This is a genomic window from Blastopirellula sediminis (assembly GCF_020966755.1).
In the GTDB taxonomy this organism is placed as follows: Bacteria; Planctomycetota; Planctomycetia; order Pirellulales; family Pirellulaceae; genus Blastopirellula; species Blastopirellula sediminis.
Genome location: NZ_JAJKFT010000004.1, coordinates 1,353,447 through 1,372,074, shown reverse-complemented (window position 1 = coordinate 1,372,074; position 18,628 = coordinate 1,353,447). Strand labels below are relative to the sequence as shown.

At 59.3% G+C, this 18,628-nt stretch carries 12 protein-coding genes; 8 read left to right on the top strand and 4 right to left on the bottom strand.

Annotation, left to right across the window (positions count from 1 at the left end):
* Positions 1-77: 77 nt before the first annotated feature.
* Entirely contained in the window at positions 78-1,742 is a 1,665-nt protein-coding gene (locus tag LOC68_RS09270) for a DcaP family trimeric outer membrane transporter (protein WP_230217987.1), read from the bottom strand.
* A 365-nt stretch (positions 1,743-2,107) separates the two neighbouring features.
* On the opposite strand from LOC68_RS09270, the gene LOC68_RS09265 reads away from it, so the two are divergent.
* Together LOC68_RS09265 and LOC68_RS09260 are read left to right on the top strand one after the other, a co-directional pair.
* Positions 2,108-3,415, top strand: coding sequence for an FMN-binding protein (locus LOC68_RS09265; RefSeq protein ID WP_230217985.1), 1,308 nt, complete (start codon positions 2,108-2,110; stop codon positions 3,413-3,415).
* 80 nt (positions 3,416-3,495) lie between these two features.
* The gene (locus LOC68_RS09260; RefSeq protein ID WP_230217983.1) at positions 3,496-6,021 is read left to right on the top strand and encodes a 4Fe-4S binding protein; all 2,526 of its coding nucleotides are present in this window, start codon (positions 3,496-3,498) and stop codon (positions 6,019-6,021) included.
* 24 nt (positions 6,022-6,045) lie between these two features.
* Here the strand turns inward: LOC68_RS09260 and glsA are convergent, their stop codons facing one another.
* From glsA to LOC68_RS09245, 3 genes are read right to left on the bottom strand one after another with little or no spacing between them, the layout of a single operon-like run.
* On the bottom strand, positions 6,046-7,059 hold the full coding sequence (gene glsA, locus LOC68_RS09255) for a glutaminase A (RefSeq protein WP_230217981.1): 1,014 nt from the start codon (positions 7,057-7,059) through the stop codon (positions 6,046-6,048).
* A gap of 9 nt (positions 7,060-7,068) precedes the next feature.
* Entirely contained in the window at positions 7,069-10,170 is a 3,102-nt protein-coding gene (locus LOC68_RS09250) for an efflux RND transporter permease subunit (protein ID WP_230217979.1), read from the bottom strand.
* Positions 10,170-11,444, bottom strand: coding sequence for an efflux RND transporter periplasmic adaptor subunit (locus LOC68_RS09245; protein ID WP_230217977.1), 1,275 nt, complete (start codon positions 11,442-11,444; stop codon positions 10,170-10,172). The genes LOC68_RS09250 and LOC68_RS09245 overlap by 1 nt, the downstream gene beginning before the upstream one ends.
* 667 nt (positions 11,445-12,111) lie before the next feature.
* On the opposite strand from LOC68_RS09245, the gene LOC68_RS09240 reads away from it, so the two are divergent.
* From LOC68_RS09240 to LOC68_RS09215, 6 genes are read left to right on the top strand one after another with little or no spacing between them, the layout of a single operon-like run.
* Entirely contained in the window at positions 12,112-13,149 is a 1,038-nt protein-coding gene (locus LOC68_RS09240; RefSeq protein WP_230217975.1) for a LacI family DNA-binding transcriptional regulator, read from the top strand.
* Complete coding sequence (locus LOC68_RS09235; protein WP_230217973.1) at positions 13,146-14,207, top strand: nucleoside hydrolase; 1,062 nt, start codon at positions 13,146-13,148, stop codon at positions 14,205-14,207. Before LOC68_RS09240 ends, LOC68_RS09235 begins: the two co-directional genes overlap by 4 nt.
* A gap of 4 nt (positions 14,208-14,211) precedes the next feature.
* On the top strand, positions 14,212-15,150 hold the full coding sequence (gene rbsK, locus LOC68_RS09230; protein WP_230217971.1) for a ribokinase: 939 nt from the start codon (positions 14,212-14,214) through the stop codon (positions 15,148-15,150).
* Entirely contained in the window at positions 15,147-16,103 is a 957-nt protein-coding gene (locus tag LOC68_RS09225; protein ID WP_230217970.1) for a sugar ABC transporter substrate-binding protein, read from the top strand. Before rbsK ends, LOC68_RS09225 begins: the two co-directional genes overlap by 4 nt.
* Positions 16,100-17,644: a sugar ABC transporter ATP-binding protein gene (locus tag LOC68_RS09220; RefSeq protein ID WP_230217968.1), complete on the top strand. Its 1,545-nt coding sequence runs from the start codon at positions 16,100-16,102 to the stop codon at positions 17,642-17,644. The genes LOC68_RS09225 and LOC68_RS09220 overlap by 4 nt, the downstream gene beginning before the upstream one ends.
* Entirely contained in the window at positions 17,641-18,591 is a 951-nt protein-coding gene (locus tag LOC68_RS09215) for an ABC transporter permease (RefSeq protein WP_230217966.1), read from the top strand. The genes LOC68_RS09220 and LOC68_RS09215 overlap by 4 nt, the downstream gene beginning before the upstream one ends.
* The last annotated feature ends 37 nt before the right edge of the window (positions 18,592-18,628 follow it).

The window sequence follows — 18,628 nt, the reverse complement described above, 5'->3', positions numbered from 1 at the left end:
ACCAGACCTTAGTGATAGATCATGTGCGGGCGCATTGCAACCAACCTCACGACAACCCAGTGAAGAACCGATGAAGGCTAGAAGTTGTATTGAACCAACCCGTGGAGACGTCGGGCCTGGGCTGACTCCCCATCGAGATTCTCGCGCTCGCCATAGACGTACTCGATTGCGAATGACAAGCGCTGAATCGGAATCCACCAGAGACTTCCCGCGACGTATTTCGCCGAGTCGTACGTATTGGCCGCCTGGCCGGGAGCGTTGATTACATTAACGTTGGCAAATGTAATATTCGACAGCCAATGCTCATTGAACCAATGTTCATAGCTGGCGTTCATTCCGCTTACTTCAACCAGTTCCAGCGTGCCTGTCGCCGGATCGACCTGCGCGTCGAGGCCCAAGTTGGTCAGATCGCTGATATACCGTCCAACGCCGCTGCCCCACGTCCCTTGCAACAAGATCCGACTGCGCGTGAGACCAGAAGGATCCTGTTCATGAACCGGATCGGTTCCAAACAGGATGGCCCAAGGATGAAACACCGCCGCTCCACTGATGCCGGCCGCCGACTCATGCTGTACGTCGCCGCCGGTTGGGCGATAGCCGATTTGACGGAAGAGACCGGAAAGCTGCAGGTGTCCGCGATCCGCTTCGTACCGCAAATGCGTCGCGAAGTCAGGCATGTCTTGCACGCCGGTCCCCAAACCGTTCGTCGTGATGTCGGAAAAGCAGCGTTCCATGCTTCCCGCCCAGTAAAGTCCGTTGCAGCCGAGCGGCAGCGTCATCCGCAGCGCCGGCTGCCGTTGATTCGGGCGACTATTGGGACCGCGAAAATCAACCACGCTCGGCCAGGCCGACGGATCCATAAAGACCGTGTTCTGCTGACCAAAACGGAAGACGCCAAAATCAATGAACGCATGCCGCAGTCGCAACAGGTTTCCTCCGCCGCCGGCCGCTTGGGCGGGACCGTTGAAGAAGTCGGCTTCGATCAACGTGTGGACGTTCCAGTCGGAAAACGAAGTTGGCGTCCAGGACTCGAGCGCGAATCGGCTATGCCGCGCGCTCATGTTGAAGTTCTGTCCCGATTGCTGCGGCACCGGAATCGCGTTGGTGACGAATGCGTCGGCCGTGTTGATCGGTTCAAAGTCGTACAACGTCGCCAGGCGAACGAAGCCCCGCAGACGCATCGACGTGTTGGTTCCGGGAACAAGAAACGATCCGGGAAACATGCCGCGTTCAACAAACTCCTGCGGAGTCGGTTCAAACGTGGGAGGGACGATCGGCGTGAACTCGGGGACGCCGGGACCATCTTGCTGCTCGCGCGGCATGTAGCCAGGCGGGGCGTAGTCGGCAATCGGCCGGGCGCCAACATCAATCGCGTCGTAATAGGAGGGGGCGTAGAAGTATTGCGGAATCGGCTCGGGAAGCGTTTCACTGGCCGCCGGCGAATTCTGGTCGTTCGGCACAGCGAGCATTTGCTCCAGCCGTCGCTGATTGGCTTCCAGCTCTTGGATTCGCCGGATCAAGTCGTCCTGGGGAATCGGCGGAGGAGATGGGGGCTGAAGACCGGCGTTGTCGACGCGGGCAGCAACCAATCCGGTCCGGAATTCGCCGTTTGCGTAGGCGTGTTCCGCAGGAGGGGCGGAGTAGATGGTTTGAGCGCGGAGGGTCGCAGGCGCAATCGCCAGGCAACACGTCAGCATCGCTGGCGCCCAATGCACAAGCCCGGAGATTATCTGGCGGTGCATTCCTGGCTCCAGTCCACTGCCGCTGGATTTCGCGTATTCCTTTTGAAGTTAAGTATCGTCCCGCGAAATGGGTAAACTTTACCGCTTATTCCGATGGCGCCGCCGCGGATTTCGCCTGGAGGTGATCCATTCCCGAATTACGCGAGCGGAATCAGACCGCTAGCGGCGTCTTAGCCCCATGGCCTGCGACATCTATAAGGTGGCGCCAACCTCCCCGGCGGTTCCTAAAAAGCGCATCTTGAATGGCGATAACCCAATGGTAGAATCCTGCTTATGGACGGTTTCGCTCCATACTCCTCCTTCCTTGGTCGCCGCGTCCTGCGGTCGGACGAGCTCCTCCTCTTTGCTTGGAACCTGGAATGCGCATGCGTTCAGCTACGGCATCGCTCGCCAAGTCGAGCTTGGTCTTTGGTCTGTTCCTCACTGCCTTGCTATCAACGTCGATCGCGGCAGCGGACGACTTGGTGGAGTTTCTTAACGGCACGCAGCTCAAGGGAGAGATCCTGCAAATTCGCAAGCCGGATAAGGAGTTTGACTTCAAGTGTTTGATTTCCGGCAGCGAAGTCACCCAAACCATTCCCTATGCGCGGGTTCATGCCGTGACGCTCGCCGGAAAGCGTTTCGTGCTGACGCCCAAGAATGAACCAGTCGCTGCGCCAGGCGTCGATGCCGACGGCCGTCCGCAACGCACGCCGGAAGAGGTTCAGCAGTTGATCGATACGGTTGGTTCATCCGACCCTGATTGGCTGGCCAGCACCGACATGAATCATCCGAAGACGCTCGACCTGAGTTGGCCCGAGAAGCCGGGTGGCCCGTGGGACGAATCGAAGAACATTACTCAGTACATCTGGGGACGAGTCAATCCGAATGCGTCGCGCTGGAAGTCAGGAATCAAACTGGTTCACCACTGCATCGGCCTCCATCAGGGGCAGCCGGACCTGTTGCGACGCGACAAAGAAAAGTTGGGAGTCATGTACTTCCAACTTCTGCAAGATTACGAGCGAGCCGCGTATTGGCTGCAGCAAGCCAAGGTTCAGCCGACAACCGAATCAGGCATTCATCTTTGCGAGTGCTATTGGCGTCTGGGAAGTAAGCCGCTGGCGATGAAAGAGCTTCCCGGCAAGCGTTTGCACATTAGCGCCATCAAACTTCTCGGCGATATGGGAGAAGCCGATAAGGCGATCGGCGTCACCAAGTACTACGAAAAGACGAACCTCTCGAACGAAGCCTGGCTGAACGCCGGCGACGCCCTGCGATCGGCAGGCAAGTTGAACGAAGCGGTCGCGTACTACCAGAAGGTTCTCGACCAGAACCAGGCCCGCAACCAAGAGTATCTGGCGCGATTCCGAGGGCGTGCGACCGAGGCGATCGAAGCGATCCGTTTGTACGACAAAGCGGACGTCAGCAAGGTCGCCGACGGCACGTATCGCGAATCTGCGACCGGCTACAACGGAAAGTTGGAAGTGGAACTGACCGTCAACAGCAACCGGATCACGCAGGTCCGCGTGACGAAGCATTCCGAGAAACAGTTCTACGCGGCGCTCACCGACACCCCCAATCAAATCCTGGAAAAACAAAGCTACCGAGACATTGACGGCACGAGCGGAGCGACCATCACGTCGCAAGCGATCATCAGCGCAACCGCCAAAGCATTGGCCAAAGGCGCCAGATAGTCGCAGCCGATGCAAATTCAAAGAGCGAACGCCACGATCTTCCTGAACGCCTTCTTCGGCCCGCTGAGCGGGATTTCGGCATGAACGAAAACCGCATCCGCTGGAAATCGATCGCCATCAGCGTCGCCTTCGCGGCGCTCGCAATTGCGTTGACGATCGTACTGACGCAAGCCGACGATTCAACGCGCCGTCGCTGGGCTTCGTTCCTACTGGACCATCCGGCATTTGGCTGGACGATCGTCGGCGTGTTGATCGCCGCAGCAGTCATCGCGTTGACCACCAGCTTCGATCGCCGGGGAGGCGCCATCCTGCGGATCGACTGGTTCCTGCCGATGATCCGGAAGCAGAAGACGAGCGTTCCCAGTTCTCCAACTTTGCCCGGCGCACTCCTGCGCAAGCTAATCCCCACGACCTGGCAGTCGAACTGGACGACCAAGCAGCGCGGCCCGATTCGTCGCCTATTACGAGCGATCGGCCCGTCCTGGCTGGCGTCTCCCGTACGCCGCGTCGTGCAAGGCATTTGCTTGGTTACGTTTTTGGTGCTGTTTTTCTACGCTTGCTGGCCCTATGACGCGCGACCGAAGAATACCGAACCAACCAGCGAAGCCTGGCGGTTCGTCAGCTTTGAACAAGAGCAGAATCGCTTCGAGTTCGAATCGACCGTCGCCGCCGCCAATTCCGAAACGGTCGGCCGGCGCGTATTCGTGATGCGCGAAGAAGCGCAGCCGTTCGCGACGGAAAAGGACCGCTTGCTGGGGGAATTCGTCGTGGCGGGCGTCACGTCCACGGCCCAGAACGCAATCAAGCTGGAACTATCTCCTGCCGACGCAACGACGCCGGCGATGATGCAACTGATCCTTGGTGGAGGTCGCGATCAAACGTTCGCCGTACACGCGAACGATCCAACCGCTTGGCCTTCGCACTATGCCGACAATCTGGCCTCCAAGGAGCGGATTCCTGCCGAACTGTTTTTGACCATCGATCCGCTGGTCAGTCTGTCGACGGCGATCGCTTCCCGCAGTTGGGTTTGGTCGCTGATTTGCGCCGCGGCGATCTTGATCGTCTGTGTGCTGATCCCTCGTGGGTTCTGCGGCTACCTCTGCCCCTTGGGGACGACGATCGATCTGTTCGACTTCGCCATCGCGGGGCGTACGAAGCGCTTTCGCGTTCCCGATGAAGGCTGGTGGGTTCATATCAAGTACTATCTGCTCACCGGCATCTTGGTCGCTGCAATCTTCGGCGTGCTTGTTTCCGGTTTCTTCTCCGCGATTCCGGTCATCACCCGTGCGATGCTGTTCCTGGTCGATCCAGTGCAAAGCGGATTCGGACGCGGCTGGCACCTGGTTCCTGGTTTCAATGTTGGACACTTTCTTTCGATCGGGCTATTTCTCGTCGTCCTCTGCCTTGGTTTTTTGCGGCCGCGGTTTTGGTGCAAATACGTCTGCCCCAGCGGAGCGGTCTTCTCGATTGGGAACCTGTTTCGCGTGACGGAGCGGAAGGTCGAGTCGAGCTGCATCAACTGCAACAAATGCGTCGAGGTCTGCCCCTTCGATGCGATCAAACCTGACTTTACAACCCGCGAAACCGACTGCACGCTCTGTCAAACCTGCGCCGGCGTTTGTCCGACGCATGCGATCAAGTTCGTCGAACGTTGGAACCTGGTGCAGCTGAAGGTCGAAAATGATCCCCCAACCGGAGAGACGGCGATCGGCCGCCGTGGCTTCTTGTCGCTCGCCGCTGGAACGGCCGCGGCGATCGTCGGCGGAACGGCTGTCGCAGTCGGAACCAAGGCGACCGGCGCTGGAGTCGGAACTCCTTTGCCGATCCTGCCAGGGAGCCCGACGACTTTCCTGCCGGTTCGACCTCCAGGCAGCGTACCGGAACAAGAGTTCCTGCAAATGTGCATTCGCTGCGGCGAGTGTTTCAAAGCGTGTCCCAACAATGTGCTGCAGCCGGAGAGTTTCCAGCAAGGGCTGGAAGGTCTCTGGACGCCGATGGTCAACGCCGATTGGGCCGGCTGCGAATCTAGCTGTAACGCCTGCGGTCAGGTATGTCCCACTGGCGCGATTCGCCCCTTGCCGCTGGAAGAAAAACGTGTCGCGCGAATGGGCCTGGCGATCGTCAACCAGTCGACTTGCCTCCCGCTCGCCGGCAAAGAAGCGTGCGATTTGTGCGTGCAAGAATGCATCGCGGCCGGCTACAACGCCATCGAATATACGCAAGTCGGCGTCGAAGTTGACGACCAGGGGCAACCGATTGAAGGAACCGGCTTCGCCGCCCCGATCGTGCTGGCCGACAAGTGCGTTGGTTGCGGGCTATGTCAGACCCGATGCAACGTGATCAATGTGAAACAACGGCATGTCCTCTCCAAGTCGGCGATCATTGTCGAAGCAGGCGAAGGAAAGGAAGACCGGCTGATGTCTGGGTCCTACCTCGAACTGCGTCAACAACGCGAAGCGGAAGAGTCGAGTCGCGAAGTTACGGAGGAAAATCGCGAGCCGGAATCGACGCCCAAACCCGCTCCAGCCGGAGACGATCCGTTTGGACTCGACGCTCCCGAGCCAACGCCGCCTACGAGTCCTTCGGCGGAGGAGAGTCCGTTTTAAGTCGAGCCCCGCGAAGTTCCCTGCTTACTTCGACTGCGTCGTTTCCGACTTCGCCAGGAAAAGATCCATCCCCAGATTCTGCGAGAGGAACTTGGCTGCGAGCTGACCTTTGACGCTATTTCCAGCCGCGTCGAGCGGCGGCGCGAAGGTTCCCAGTCCCCCCTTCCCCGGCGAGACCGCGACGATGCCGCCGCCGATTCCGCTCTTTCCAGGAAGGCCAATGTCGAACAACCAGTCGCCCGACGTCTCATACATGCCGGCGATCGTCATCACCGCCAATGCGTAGTGACAAACCATCGGGCTGACGACCCGCTCTTTCGTAAACGGATTCACGCCGCCATCCGCAAGCGTCGCTCCCATTAGCGCCAGGTCTTTCGCATTGACGTTGAGCGAGCATTGCCGGGTATACAACTCGACGGCGTCGGCCGGATCGATGTTGATCCGGTCAAAGCAATGCAACAACCGCGCAATGCTTTGGTTGCGGAAGTTCGTCGTGATCGCACAACGATACACCTCCTCATTCATCGTCAGCTCACGCCCGGCGAAGCGGCACAGTCCTTCGTAGATGAAGTCCCACTTTTCTTCGAGCGTCGCCCCCGGGACGAGACTCGTCGTCGCAATCGCGCCGGAATTGACCATCGGATTGGTCCGCCCGTCGCCATGTTTCTCGATCGCCGCGAGCGAATTGAACGGCAGCCCTGTGGCGTTGACGCCAACGTATTGACGCACGGCGTCAGCGCCCAGCTTCTCGCTAACCAGCGCGAAGACGAACGGCTTCGAGACGCTCATGATTGAGAATTCGTGGTCGACGTCTCCCACCGGGTATACGGCGCCGCTGGTTCCGATGATGCAGATGCCGAACAAGTCGCTCGGCACACGGGCCAGCGCCGGATAAACCTGCGAGTTGACGCCGTCGCGATTCTCCTTGAACCGCTTGTGCGCTTCCTCCACCAACTGCCGGATCCAAACCGGCTGCGGCAAGTCGCCTGTCGAGACGAAGGGAGGCCCCGCAGGCGAGGCGTTCGATACGTCGGTCATCGCGGCGCCTTACCCCTTTTTCGCAGGCTCTTCATGGATGTCATACATGATGGCGTAAGCCACCGGCGTGACCAGCAGCGACAGCACCGCCGCGAACGACAAACCAAACATGATGCATACCGCCATCGCCCCGAAGAACGGATCCTTCAGCAAAGGAATCATCCCCAACACGGTCGTCAAAACGACCATCGACACCGGACGCATCTTGCTGGTCCCGCCGTACAGGATCGCATCGTAGGGCGATTTGCCGCCGGCGATCTCGGTCTCGATCTTGCTGATGACGACGATCTGATTTTTGATTAGCTCGCCGCTGAGCGCCAGCACGCCCAACAACGCCATAAACCCGAACGGCTGCCCGGTGAGCAACAACCCGACGGTGACGCCGATAATCGCGAGCGGCATGATCAGCCAGATCAGCGCCGTCACGCGAAACGAGTTGAACAGACAGACCACAATGAAAACCATCAAAGCCAGAAAGTACGGGAGCGGTTCCGCCAAGGCAGATCGCGCATTGCCAGAGTCTTCGTATTCGCCCCCCCACTCCAGACTGTAGCCCGGCGGCAGTTCGATCGACTCGGTCTTTTCCCGAACCCGATTGAAGAGCTGGCTGGGAAGTCCTGTCCGCGGATCGGCGTGAACGGTGAGCGTCGGGAAACGATCACGACGAATCACGATCGGATCTTCCCACTCGAAATTCACGCCGGAGACGACCTGACTCAATGGAATCATCCGCCCGGCGATCGGGCTCCAAATCTGCATGCTGTCGATCGCGGCGACATCGCTCCGTTCTTCAATCGGCGGCCTGGCGATGATTGGCAAGAGTCGCGACTCCTGCGGATAGGCGCCGATCCCGGTTCCGGCGCTTCCTGGTTCGCGATAAACGCCAACCACGCGCCCCTCCAGACTGCTTTGCAGCGCATTGGCCACATCGACGCGGGTCAAACCATTGCGACGCGACTGCGATTCAAACAGACTCGGCCGAATTACTTTTTCCCGTTCGCGCCAATCATGACGCACCCCAATGGCCCCGCCATCGTCTTGGAGAACCAGCTTGGCCTGTTCGCCAAGTTCGCGCAGTTTTGCCGGATCGGGACCTTGGAATCGCGCCTGAATGCGACCGCCGGCCCCAGGACCGAGCAGAAACTTCTTCGCCACAGCGTTGGCGTCCGGATACTTCTCGTCCAGATACTGCTGCACCTGCGTGACTAGTTTGCTGATCTCATCGGGGTCGTCGACTTCTACCAGAAATTGCACGAACGCCCGATTCTCCGGCTCGGGAGAATAGACCAACAGGAAACGCAAACCGCCGCCGCCGACAAACGACGCGACGTGCGTCACGTGGTCTTGCCCTTGAACGTATTGCTCGATCTCTTCGGCAAACGCTTCCGTCTCGCGGATATGGGCGCTCGAGGGCAGGAATACGTCGACCATAAACTGCGGCCGAGTCGCCGGCGGAAAGAAGCTTTGATCAATCAGCGTGAAGCCGTAGAGCGAGATGATGAACAGGATCACCGCCCCAATCACCACCCCCCAGCGATTCCGCAGCGCCAGGATCAGCAGCTTTTGGTACGCCTGAAAAACGGTTCCCGAATAGGCCGGTTTCGCACTCGCCGACGAGTCGGCCTGCGGCTTGAAGAATAAATAGCCAAGCAGCGGCGTCGCGGTCACCGAAGAGAGCCAACTGAGACTGAGCGAGATCAAAATCACCCAGAACAACGAATTGGTATATTCGCCCGTCGAGTCTTCGGACCATGCGATCGCCGCAAACGCCAACACGCCGATCGCCGTCGCGCCGAACAAGGGCCATTGGTTTTGCGCAACGACGTCGCGCACCACTTCCAACTTTTCTTCGCCGGCTTCGATCCGGACCTTGATCCCCTCGATCACGATAATCGCGTTATCGGTCAACATGCACAAAGCGATGATCAAGGCGCCCAGCGAGATCCGCTCCATAAGCAGATTGCCGTCCATGAACATCACCAGGAACGTCGCCATGATCGTCAGGAACAAGACGAGCCCGATGATGAAGCCGGTCTTCCGCCCCATGGTGAGCAGCAAGACCAGGATGACGATGCTAACCGCTTTCACCAGGTTGAAAACGAAGTCGCCGGTCGCCGCGCTGACCGCTTCCGGCTGGAAGTTGATTTCGCCGATTTCAATGCCGATCGGCTGCTCAGGCTTAAGCTCGGCCAGCTTTTCCCGAACCGCCGTCCCCATTGCGACGACGTTCCCCCCTTGGATCGTCGAAATGCCGATCCCGATCGACGGCTGGCCGTCAAACCGCAAGATTCTCCGCGGCGGGTCGGCGTAGCCCCGTTCGATTTCGGCGACGTCCCCCAGCGTAAACTGCCGGCCCGATTGGTTGGAGCCGATTACCAGTTCCAACATATCGGCCGGAGTGCGGAAGCCTCCTTCCGGATCGAGCGACGGATGTTCGCTTCCAATCCGGATACGACCGCCGTCGGCGACAATGTTCTGGGCTCGCAACAAGCTATAGATCTGCTCTTCGTCGACTCCCAAGCGGGCGAGCCGTTGTCGCGAGATTTGCAGGAAGACTTGCTCCTGCTGTTCGCCGAATAGTTCGACCTTCTTAACATTGTCGATCAGCAACAACTCGCGACGGAGGAACTCGGAGTAGCGGCGCAGCTCGGGATAGGTAAACCCTTCGCCGCTGACGGCGAGGAAGATGCCATAGACGTCGCCGAAATCGTCGATCACGACCGAATTGCCACGCACTGAGGGAGGCAACGTCGGCTGCGCATCCGCGATCTTACGTCGCAACTCATCCCACACTTGCGGAATCTTGTTGCGGTCGTACTGGTCGCGAATCACCGCTTTGACGATCGAGCGTCCGCGTACCGATTCCGACTCGACTCGCTCCAACTGCCCCAACTGTTGGCAGGCGATCTCGATCGGGTTGGTCACCTCCAGCGCGACTTCCTCGGCGCTGGCTCCAGAATAAGGCGTGATGATCAACGCCTCTTTGATCGTGAACTCTGGATCTTCCAGCCGGCCGAGCGCGTTGTAGGCGACGATCCCGCCGACCAATACAAATGCCATGGCGACGAAGACGACGCGATCATACTTTACGGAAAAGACGCCAGGATTCATTACTGTCGTTCTCCGAGCGCGTCGCCGAGATCGCGAACTTGCATGCCGTCGCGGAGAAAACGAACGCCGGCCACAACGATCCGATCGCCGGGGCCGAGACCTTCCAGCACTTCAATCCGGCCGCCGACCGCTGCGCCAAGCTTTACCGTTCGCGGCGTCACCTTGGATTCTTCCCCCAATACCCACGCGAGCTGTTCGCCGGACGACGTCTGTGCGATCGCTTCGACCGGAACCATCACTTGCGGCTGCAGCACGCGAGCCCGCCGATAGACCGCAGTGACGCTGGCGGTCATCCCCGGCAATACGCGCAGATCCTCCGGCGCTTCCATCGCGACTCGCACGTTGAACGTCTGCGTCACCGGATCGGCAACCTGGGCGATCTCACGTAGCCGGACCGGAAACGAAATGCCCGGCGCCGCACTCAGCGTCGCCGTCAGTTGCAGGATTTCCGCACGCTGAATATCAGCGACCATGATGTTTTCCGGGACGTCGACCGCGATATCGATTTCTTCGGCGTCTTGAAACTGCACGACGCGGTCGCCGGCGGCGATGTTCTGCGCTTTGTCGACAAACCGCTGGGCGATGACGCCGTCGTACGGGGCGAGCAACGTCGAATCGGAAAGCTGAATCTGGGCTTCGACGACCCGTCCTTCGAGGCCGCGAACCTGAGCTTGCATCGCTTCAATATCTTCTTCGCGCCCCATCGCCCCTTTTTCGAGCGACTCCCGCGCGGCCGCGTATTCTTCCTGAGCGACGTTATAGACGGTCCGCAGCCGTTCCAGTTCCTGTTGCGAGATGCCGCTGCGCTGCGCCAGTGCGACGCCTCGCTCGTATTCGGCTCGGCCGTTCGCGAGCCGTAGCGACGCCGCTCGGACTTCCGCTTCGCGGCGGCGGATTTCTTCAGGGCGTTCGCCTGCTTGCAACGCTCGCAGCGCCGCTCGCGCTTGATCCAGTTCCCCGGTCAACGTCTTGAGCCGCGCCTCAAACTCGTCCTGGCGAAGTCGGGCGATTACGTCGCCGGCGACGACCTTGTCTCCTTCCTTCACTGGCAATTCGGCCAGCAGTCCCGGCACGCGAAACGCAAGTTCGACGCGGCGCGACGCTTCCACGGTACCTGGAAACGATCGTTGCCGAACATCTTCCCCTTCGCCAACCAAGATCGTCTTCACGGGCCGAACCACTTCGACGTCGGGCGATTTTCCGCCGCCGCAGCCGAGGGTGAAACAGAGCGAAAGCAGCCCGGCAAGGGCGGGCATACGATAAGCGGAGTGCATGCTCAAATCGATCCTCTACGCATGATGCAAAATGCACGATGAAAACAAGAGACGCTGTCAGACGAGCCCAGCGAACAAGCCTTTGCTCAATCCTCGCCGCAGACTTGCCGCGTTACCGGCAACATGCCATCGATCTTCGCTTGCGCGAGCGGCGGGAAAAACGCCCAACCTCTCGCGACAGATCGTCGGCCCATATTCTAAAACACGCGGAGTTAATTAGCGTTTTTTTAGATGACAGAGCGGAGGCTGGCGGGCCCCGCTCTTTGAATTATGAAATCTACAGAATGCGATTGTCATACGCCACCTGCTTCGTCGCTTTGGATGTTAACTTTGTCTGAATTCACATCATTCCCCTGGCGGATCCCGCCATATCGATTGAACGTCGATTCGCGATTACCGGTTTTCCTGACAAGGCGCGGTCCTTAACGTCATTAACGTGCGTTACTGTTCAATTGCTTTCGAAGTTCGCCAAGGGAAAGCTCCGCGCTGATCTATGATCCACGGCACAATCTCGACGTTCATCAACCGTGTGCGAACCTGACGAAGCGTCCTGCCCCAAAAAGATCCGCGCCTACTTGATTCTGCTCAAAAATCGAATAATACTGGTTGCACAATCGATTGAGCATCGCTTTTTCGCATTGCCCTCCCCGTAGCCCCCTCTAGAAAATTGCCGAAACCACGCGCCAATTCGACGCTCAGCGACGTTGCGAAAGCTGCCGGAGTAAGCACTTCCACTGCCTCTCGTGCGCTCAATGGTTTGGCCAGCAAGTATCGCATCAGCGAATCGACGGCGAAACTGGTCAAGGAATCGGCCCAACGTCTCGGCTTTCGCCCCAGCCAGGTCGCCCGATCGCTTCGCCTGCAGCGAACCGGCCTGGTAGGGATCGTAGTCCCCGATCTCTCCAATCCCTTCTTCTCGGCGATCGCTCGCGCGGTAACCGTCTCGGCCGAAGCGGAAGGGTTCTCTGCGCTGTTGGCCGATAGCGATGGCTCGGTGGAAAAAGAACGAGAGCTGATCGATCAACTGGTGAGCCGCAACGTCGAGTCGCTCGTCGTTTGTCCGGTGGGACTTGAGTTCGATCATTTAGAACAGGTCGCTGAGCAAGGCGTTCCGCTGGTGAACGTCGATCGCTGCAAAGCCGAATCGTCGATGGTCCAGGTTACCTCCGACCATCTTACTGGCACGCGTCAAGCGATTGAGCTCCTCGTCGAATATGGTCATCGCCGCATTGGCGTCTTGCAAGGTTTGCCAGGGACGCTCCCCTGCGACTTGCGAATTCAAGGCGTCCGCGAAGTTCTCGACGAAATCGGTCTCAGCTTGGACGAGTCGCTGATCGCCGGCGATCAATTCTCCGAGGAATCCGGCTATCGTTCCGCTCGGCAGTTGCTGAGCAAATATCCTGACATTACCGCCCTGTTCGCAATGAGCAAGCCGAACGCGTTCGGCGCCATCCGCGCCATTTGCGAGCTCGGCTTGCGTATTCCCGACGACTTGTCGCTCGTCACGTTTGACGACGTTGAATTCGCCGAATTCATGCGAGTTCCCCTGACCACCATCGCGCAAGACGTCCCCGAACTGGGGCGTCGCGCCGCATCCCTGGTGACCGAGCAAGTGCGACTCGGCAAGCCGCCGCTCCAAACCATGCACAAAGTCCCCGTAACCTTGATGTCACGAGCGTCCGTAGGAAAGGTTTCCCCATCATGAAACGGCTTTTCATTTCCGCCGTAATGTGCCTCTTCGTCCCCGCGGTTCTCGCCGCGGAGGAAACGCATCAACCGATTCCGGTCATTTTCGACACCGATATTGGCAACGATTGCGACGACGTGTTGGCGCTCGCCATGCTGCACGCCCTCGAGTCGCGCGGCGAATGCAAACTGCTCGCGGTAACCATCACCAAAGACCATGAACTGGCCGCCCCGTTCACCGATTGCGTGAACACGTTCTACGGCCGAGGAGACATTCCGATCGGCGTTTGCCGCAGCGGCGTCACTCCGGAAGCCGGGAAGTTCAACGTCCTGGCCGCCGCCGAAGAGAATGGCCATTTCCGCTTCCCTCACGATCTGAAGTCGGGGAAAACGGCGCCCGACGCAGTCGCCATACTCCGCAAGGCGCTGGTTGACGCCGAGGATGGCTCGGTGGTGATCTGCCAGGTCGGTTTTTCGACCAATCTCGCCAACCTTATCGATTCGCCAGCCGATGACATCAGCCCCTTGAGCGGCAAGGAGTTGGTCGAGAAGAAGGTGCGTCTTCTCTCGGTCATGGCCGCGGCTTTCACCGATATTCCGGATCACAAAACCGGCGAACCGAAACGTTACCGCGAATACAACGTCTTCAAAGACATCCCGTCGGCGCGCCGCTTGTTTTCCAACTGGCCGACGCCGATCCTCTGGAGCGGTTTTGAAATCGGCTTGAACCTTACCTATCCGTACGACAGCATTGTGCATGACTTCGACTATGTCGAGCATCACCCGGTCGCTGAGTCGTACAACCTCTATATCACGCCGCCGCACAACCGCCCGACATGGGATCTGACATCGGTATTGGTTGCAATTCGCCCGGAACATCGCTACTTCGATCTCTCTCCCGCCGGACGGGTCACCATTGAAGAGGATGGCTATTCGACCTTCGAACCGATGGAAAACGGCCGCGATCGCTACCTGATTTTGCGAGACGACCAGAAGGCTCGCGCGACCGAAGCGCTGACGCTCCTCTCGAGCGAACCGCCGCATAACGCGACCAGCCCCTCCTCGGACAAGAGATAGTCGAATGCGCGATACGCTCGCTCCTCCCCGAGTCGTCGTCGTCGGTTCGATCAACATGGATCTGGTCGTCAGGTGCGCACATTTCCCCCAGCCCGGCGAAACGATCGCCGCTCGTTCCTTGCAAGAGGTTTCCGGCGGCAAAGGCGCCAACCAGGCGGTCTCGGCCGCCTGTGCTGGCGGGAACGTTTCGATGATTGGGCGCGTTGGGGACGACGCGTTTGGCGGACGGCTGATTCAGGGGCTGAAGAATTTCGGCGTCAATTGCGACTCGGTCCAGCCAACCGCCAACTGCGAAAGCGGGCTGGCTCTGATCAGCGTCGAAGATAGCGGTCAGAATGCGATCATGATCGTCGCCGGAGCCAATGGACGTCTGTCGGCCGACGATATCGAAACCTTTCGGCAGTTGATTCAAACCAGCGACGCCGTCCTGCTGCAATTGGAGACGCCGCTCGCGACGGTCCTGCGCGTCATCGAGATTGCACGCGAGTGCGAGACGCGCGTCATCCTCGACCCCGCTCCGGCGCCAACCGTTTGTCCCGACGAACTGCTGCAGGTCGACCTGATTTGCCCGAATGAACAGGAAGCGGCTCAATTGTCGGGCCTGCCGGTCGAGTCGCTCGAGCAAATCGAGCTCGCCGCCAGATCGCTTTATCAACGTGGCGCCAGGCATGTCGTGATCACCCTCGGCGCGCAAGGCGCCTACCTCTACGACGATCAGGGAGGCCGCTTGATTCCGGCCTTCGCAACGACCGTCGTCGACACAACCGCCGCCGGCGACGCGTTCGTCGGCGCCCTGGCGATTCGCTGGATTGAGACCGACGACCTGGAAGAAGCGATTCGCTTTGGAAACGCCGCCGGCTCGATTGCCGCGACACGACTTGGCGCCCAACCAAGCATGGGCTCACGCACCGAAATCGAACAACTTTGGAAATCCCTGACATGAATAAATCCCCCCTCCTCTGCCTCTTGCTGCTCGCACTCATCGGGTGCAACGGCGACTCAACCGCCAAGCCTGACACGGATGCGCCAAAGAAGCCGAAAGTCGCGCTGATCATGAAGTCGCTCGCCAACGAGTTCTTCTCGACCATGGCCGATGGAGCCGAGAAATACCAGGCCGAACATCCAGAGGAGTTCGACCTGGTCGTGAACGGCATTAAGGACGAACGAGATCTGAGCCGCCAGGTCGCCTTGGTCGATGAAATGATCGCCGCCAACGTTGATGCGATCGTCATCGCTCCGGCCGATTCCAAGGCGCTCGTCCCGGCCCTGCGTCGTGCCAAGAAGGCCGGCGTCATCGTCGTCAACATCGACAATCGTTTAGACGCCGCCATCCTGGAAGCGGAAGGAGTATCAATCCCCTTCGTCGGCCCCGACAACAAAGCCGGCGCCAAAACGACCGGCAGTTTTCTCGCCCAAAGCCTGAAGCCGGGGGATGCGGTTTGCATCCTGGAAGGGGTCCGCACCTCTTTCAACGGGCAACAACGCTTCGCCGGTTTTGAAGAAGCGATGAACGACGCCGGGGCGAAGATCGTCGATCATCAGTCGGCCGAATGGGAAATGAGCAAAGCGAACACCATTGCGGCCTCGATGCTCAGCGAACATCCCGAAACGAAGGCGATTCTCGCCGCCAATGACAGCATGGCTCTCGGCGCCGTCGCCGCGGTGAAAGCGGCCGGTCGATCCGGCGACGTCCTGATCATCGGCTTCGACAATATCTCCGCCGTTCAGGAAGCGATCCGCGAAGGGAAAATCTTGGCGACCGCCGATCAACATGGCGACCAGCTCGCGGTCTTTGGAATTCAGAATGCGCTCAAACTGCTGGAAGACCCCGACGCGAAAATCGAAGACGTCGAAACGCCGGTTGATCTGATCACCAAGGAGTCGTTGGCGAAGTGATCTCCTCAGGCTCCAACTTGCTGGAAGTCCAAGGCGTTACCAAACGCTACGGCGAGGCGACCGTGTTGAACGATTGCCAGCTACAGGTACGCGCCGGCGAAATCCACGCATTGCTCGGAGGAAATGGCGCCGGCAAGAGCACGTTGGTCCGGATCATCGCCGGGCTGGTCAGTCCGACCGCGGGAGAGATGAAGCTCAACGGAACGTCCTACGCCCCTTCCCAAAAACGCGAAGCGGAAGAAGCTGGCGTCCAGATCGTGCAGCAAGAGTTCAACCTTATCCCAACCTTGAGCGTCGCCGAGAACCTGCTGCTGACGCGGTTGCCGTCGCTCGGCGGCGTGATCAACCGGAAGGAACTACACCGGCGAGCCAAAACGGCGCTGGAGCGACTCGATCTCCACGACATTTCTACCGACGCGATCGTCGAAACGCTCGGGGTCGGTCAGCAGCAGATGATCGAAATTGCCGCCGCCCTCGATCGCCAATGCAAACTGCTGATCCTCGACGAGCCGACCGCCGCGTTAAGCGTCGCCGAGGTGGAAGCGTTATTTCCCTGGCTAGAGAATCTGCGAGCCAAGGGGGTCGGGATTATCTACATCAGCCACCGGCTGGATGAAGTCGCCCGGCTCTCCGATCGCATCACCGTCCTGCGCGACGGCCAATACTTCGGCACGTACGAAACTTCGCAGCTGACGACCGATCAGATGGTCGACTTGATGACCGGCGACGTGCACAATCCCGCTTCGCACCATCCGAATCCCGAAGAAACGCTCGGCGAGAAATCTTCCGACTTCGCGCTGCGCGTCGAAGGGATTTCCGGCGGAAAGGTTCAAGACGTTTCGTTCGAGGTACGCCGAGGCGAACGTTTTGGGATCGCCGGTCTGGTCGGCTCGGGACGAACGGAACTGCTGCGCCTGATTTTTGGCGCCGATGTCGCTTCCAGGGGGCACATCTATCTCGACAACAGCGACACGCCGCGTCGCTTTCGCCATCCGAGCGAAGCGGTCGCCGCCGGGTTGGCGATGGTCACCGAAGACCGCAAACAAAACGGCCTTCTTCTACCGCAATCGATCCGAGCGAACAGCACCTTGGCGGCGTTGGGCAAACGTTTTAGTCGCTGGGGGGTGATTCGCTCGCAAGCGGAAGCCGAATCTGCCGAATCGCACCGCGAGTCGATGGAAATTCGCTGCACTAGCATCGAACAGCACACAAGTGCCCTCAGCGGCGGCAATCAACAGAAGGTGGTCATCGCTCGTTGGCTGACGACCGAAGCGTCGGTCTTCCTCTTCGATGAACCGACCCGCGGCATTGACGTGCCGGCTCGCCGGCGAATCTATCGCCTGATCGACACTCTAGCCGACGAAGGCAAAACGATCGTCATTGTCAGTAGCGACTTGGAAGAACTATTTGAAACTTGTGATCGCATCGCCGTCATGTCGAACGGGCGGCTATGTGAGATCTTCTCCCGACCAGACATGTCGCACGACGCCATCATGCGGGCCGCGTTCTCTGGTTATCTCGATCGGAGTTCCCACGCGTGAAAACGCAATACCTCAAAACATTGGCCCTGCAATATGGAGGACTCCTGCTCGTTCTCCTGGCGATGGTCGGCGTATTCAGCTTGCAGAGTGAGAACTTTTTTCAGCGTTCCACCTTCACGACGATCGCCAATCAGATTCCCGATCTGACGCTGGTCGCCGTCGGCATGACGTTCGTGTTGGTCATCGGCGGCATTGATCTTTCGGTTGGGTCGATCCTGGCCCTTTCCTCGGCGGTACTTGGCGCGCTGATGGTCGACGCCGGTTGGCCGCTTTGGGCTGCGATCCCAATCTGCCTTGTCAGCGGCGCCTTCTGCGGGTTGATCAATGGTTGCGTTTCGATCGGGTTCGGCATTCCTTCGTTCATCGTGACCCTCGGAATGCTGGAGATTGCCCGCGGCGTGACGAAGGTCATCACCGATTCGCAGACGAAATACATCGGCTCTGCGGTCGAAGGGATCGGCGAGCCGCTTGCCTATATCCACTTTTCGACCGCGTTCCTGCTTGCGCTCGGCGCCGTTCTGGCCGGACAGTTTCTCCTTTCGCGTACGGTCTTCGGACGCTACCTGATTGCGATCGGTACGAATGAAGAAGCGGTCCGCATGTCGGGCATTCGGACCGCCCCTTACTCGATCGCGGTGTTCGTCTTAAGCGGACTTCTGTGCGGACTTGGCGGCTTGGTGCAAGCGTCGCGACTTTCGAGCGCCGATCCGAACGCTGCGATCGGCCTGGAGCTATCGGCCATCGCCGCCTGCGTGATCGGCGGAACGAGTCTGATGGGCGGACGAGGCAGCGTCATCAGCTCGTTCATCGGCGTGCTGATCATTTCGGTTCTGCAAACCGGCCTGGCACAGCTCGGCGTCAGCGACGCCAACAAACAAATCATCACCGGTAGCGTGATTGTGGTCGCCGTCTTGATCGACGCCCTACGCAGCAAACTCAACCGCTAACGCAAACCAAGCAAACCTCCTTATCAATCGGCTTCCC

Bases quoted from the DNA above. Each gene is read 5' to 3' on its own strand.
- LOC68_RS09270 (WP_230217987.1), bottom strand. From the start codon at position 1,742: ATGCACCGCCAGATAATCTCCGGGCTTGTGCATTGGGCGCCAGCGATG.
- LOC68_RS09265 (WP_230217985.1), top strand. From the start codon at position 2,108: ATGCGTTCAGCTACGGCATCGCTCGCCAAGTCGAGCTTGGTCTTTGGT.
- LOC68_RS09260 (WP_230217983.1), top strand. From the start codon at position 3,496: ATGAACGAAAACCGCATCCGCTGGAAATCGATCGCCATCAGCGTCGCC.
- glsA (WP_230217981.1), bottom strand. From the start codon at position 7,059: ATGACCGACGTATCGAACGCCTCGCCTGCGGGGCCTCCCTTCGTCTCG.
- LOC68_RS09250 (WP_230217979.1), bottom strand. From the start codon at position 10,170: ATGAATCCTGGCGTCTTTTCCGTAAAGTATGATCGCGTCGTCTTCGTC.
- LOC68_RS09245 (WP_230217977.1), bottom strand. From the start codon at position 11,444: ATGCACTCCGCTTATCGTATGCCCGCCCTTGCCGGGCTGCTTTCGCTC.
- LOC68_RS09235 (WP_230217973.1), top strand. From the start codon at position 13,146: ATGAAACGGCTTTTCATTTCCGCCGTAATGTGCCTCTTCGTCCCCGCG.
- rbsK (WP_230217971.1), top strand. From the start codon at position 14,212: ATGCGCGATACGCTCGCTCCTCCCCGAGTCGTCGTCGTCGGTTCGATC.
- LOC68_RS09225 (WP_230217970.1), top strand. From the start codon at position 15,147: ATGAATAAATCCCCCCTCCTCTGCCTCTTGCTGCTCGCACTCATCGGG.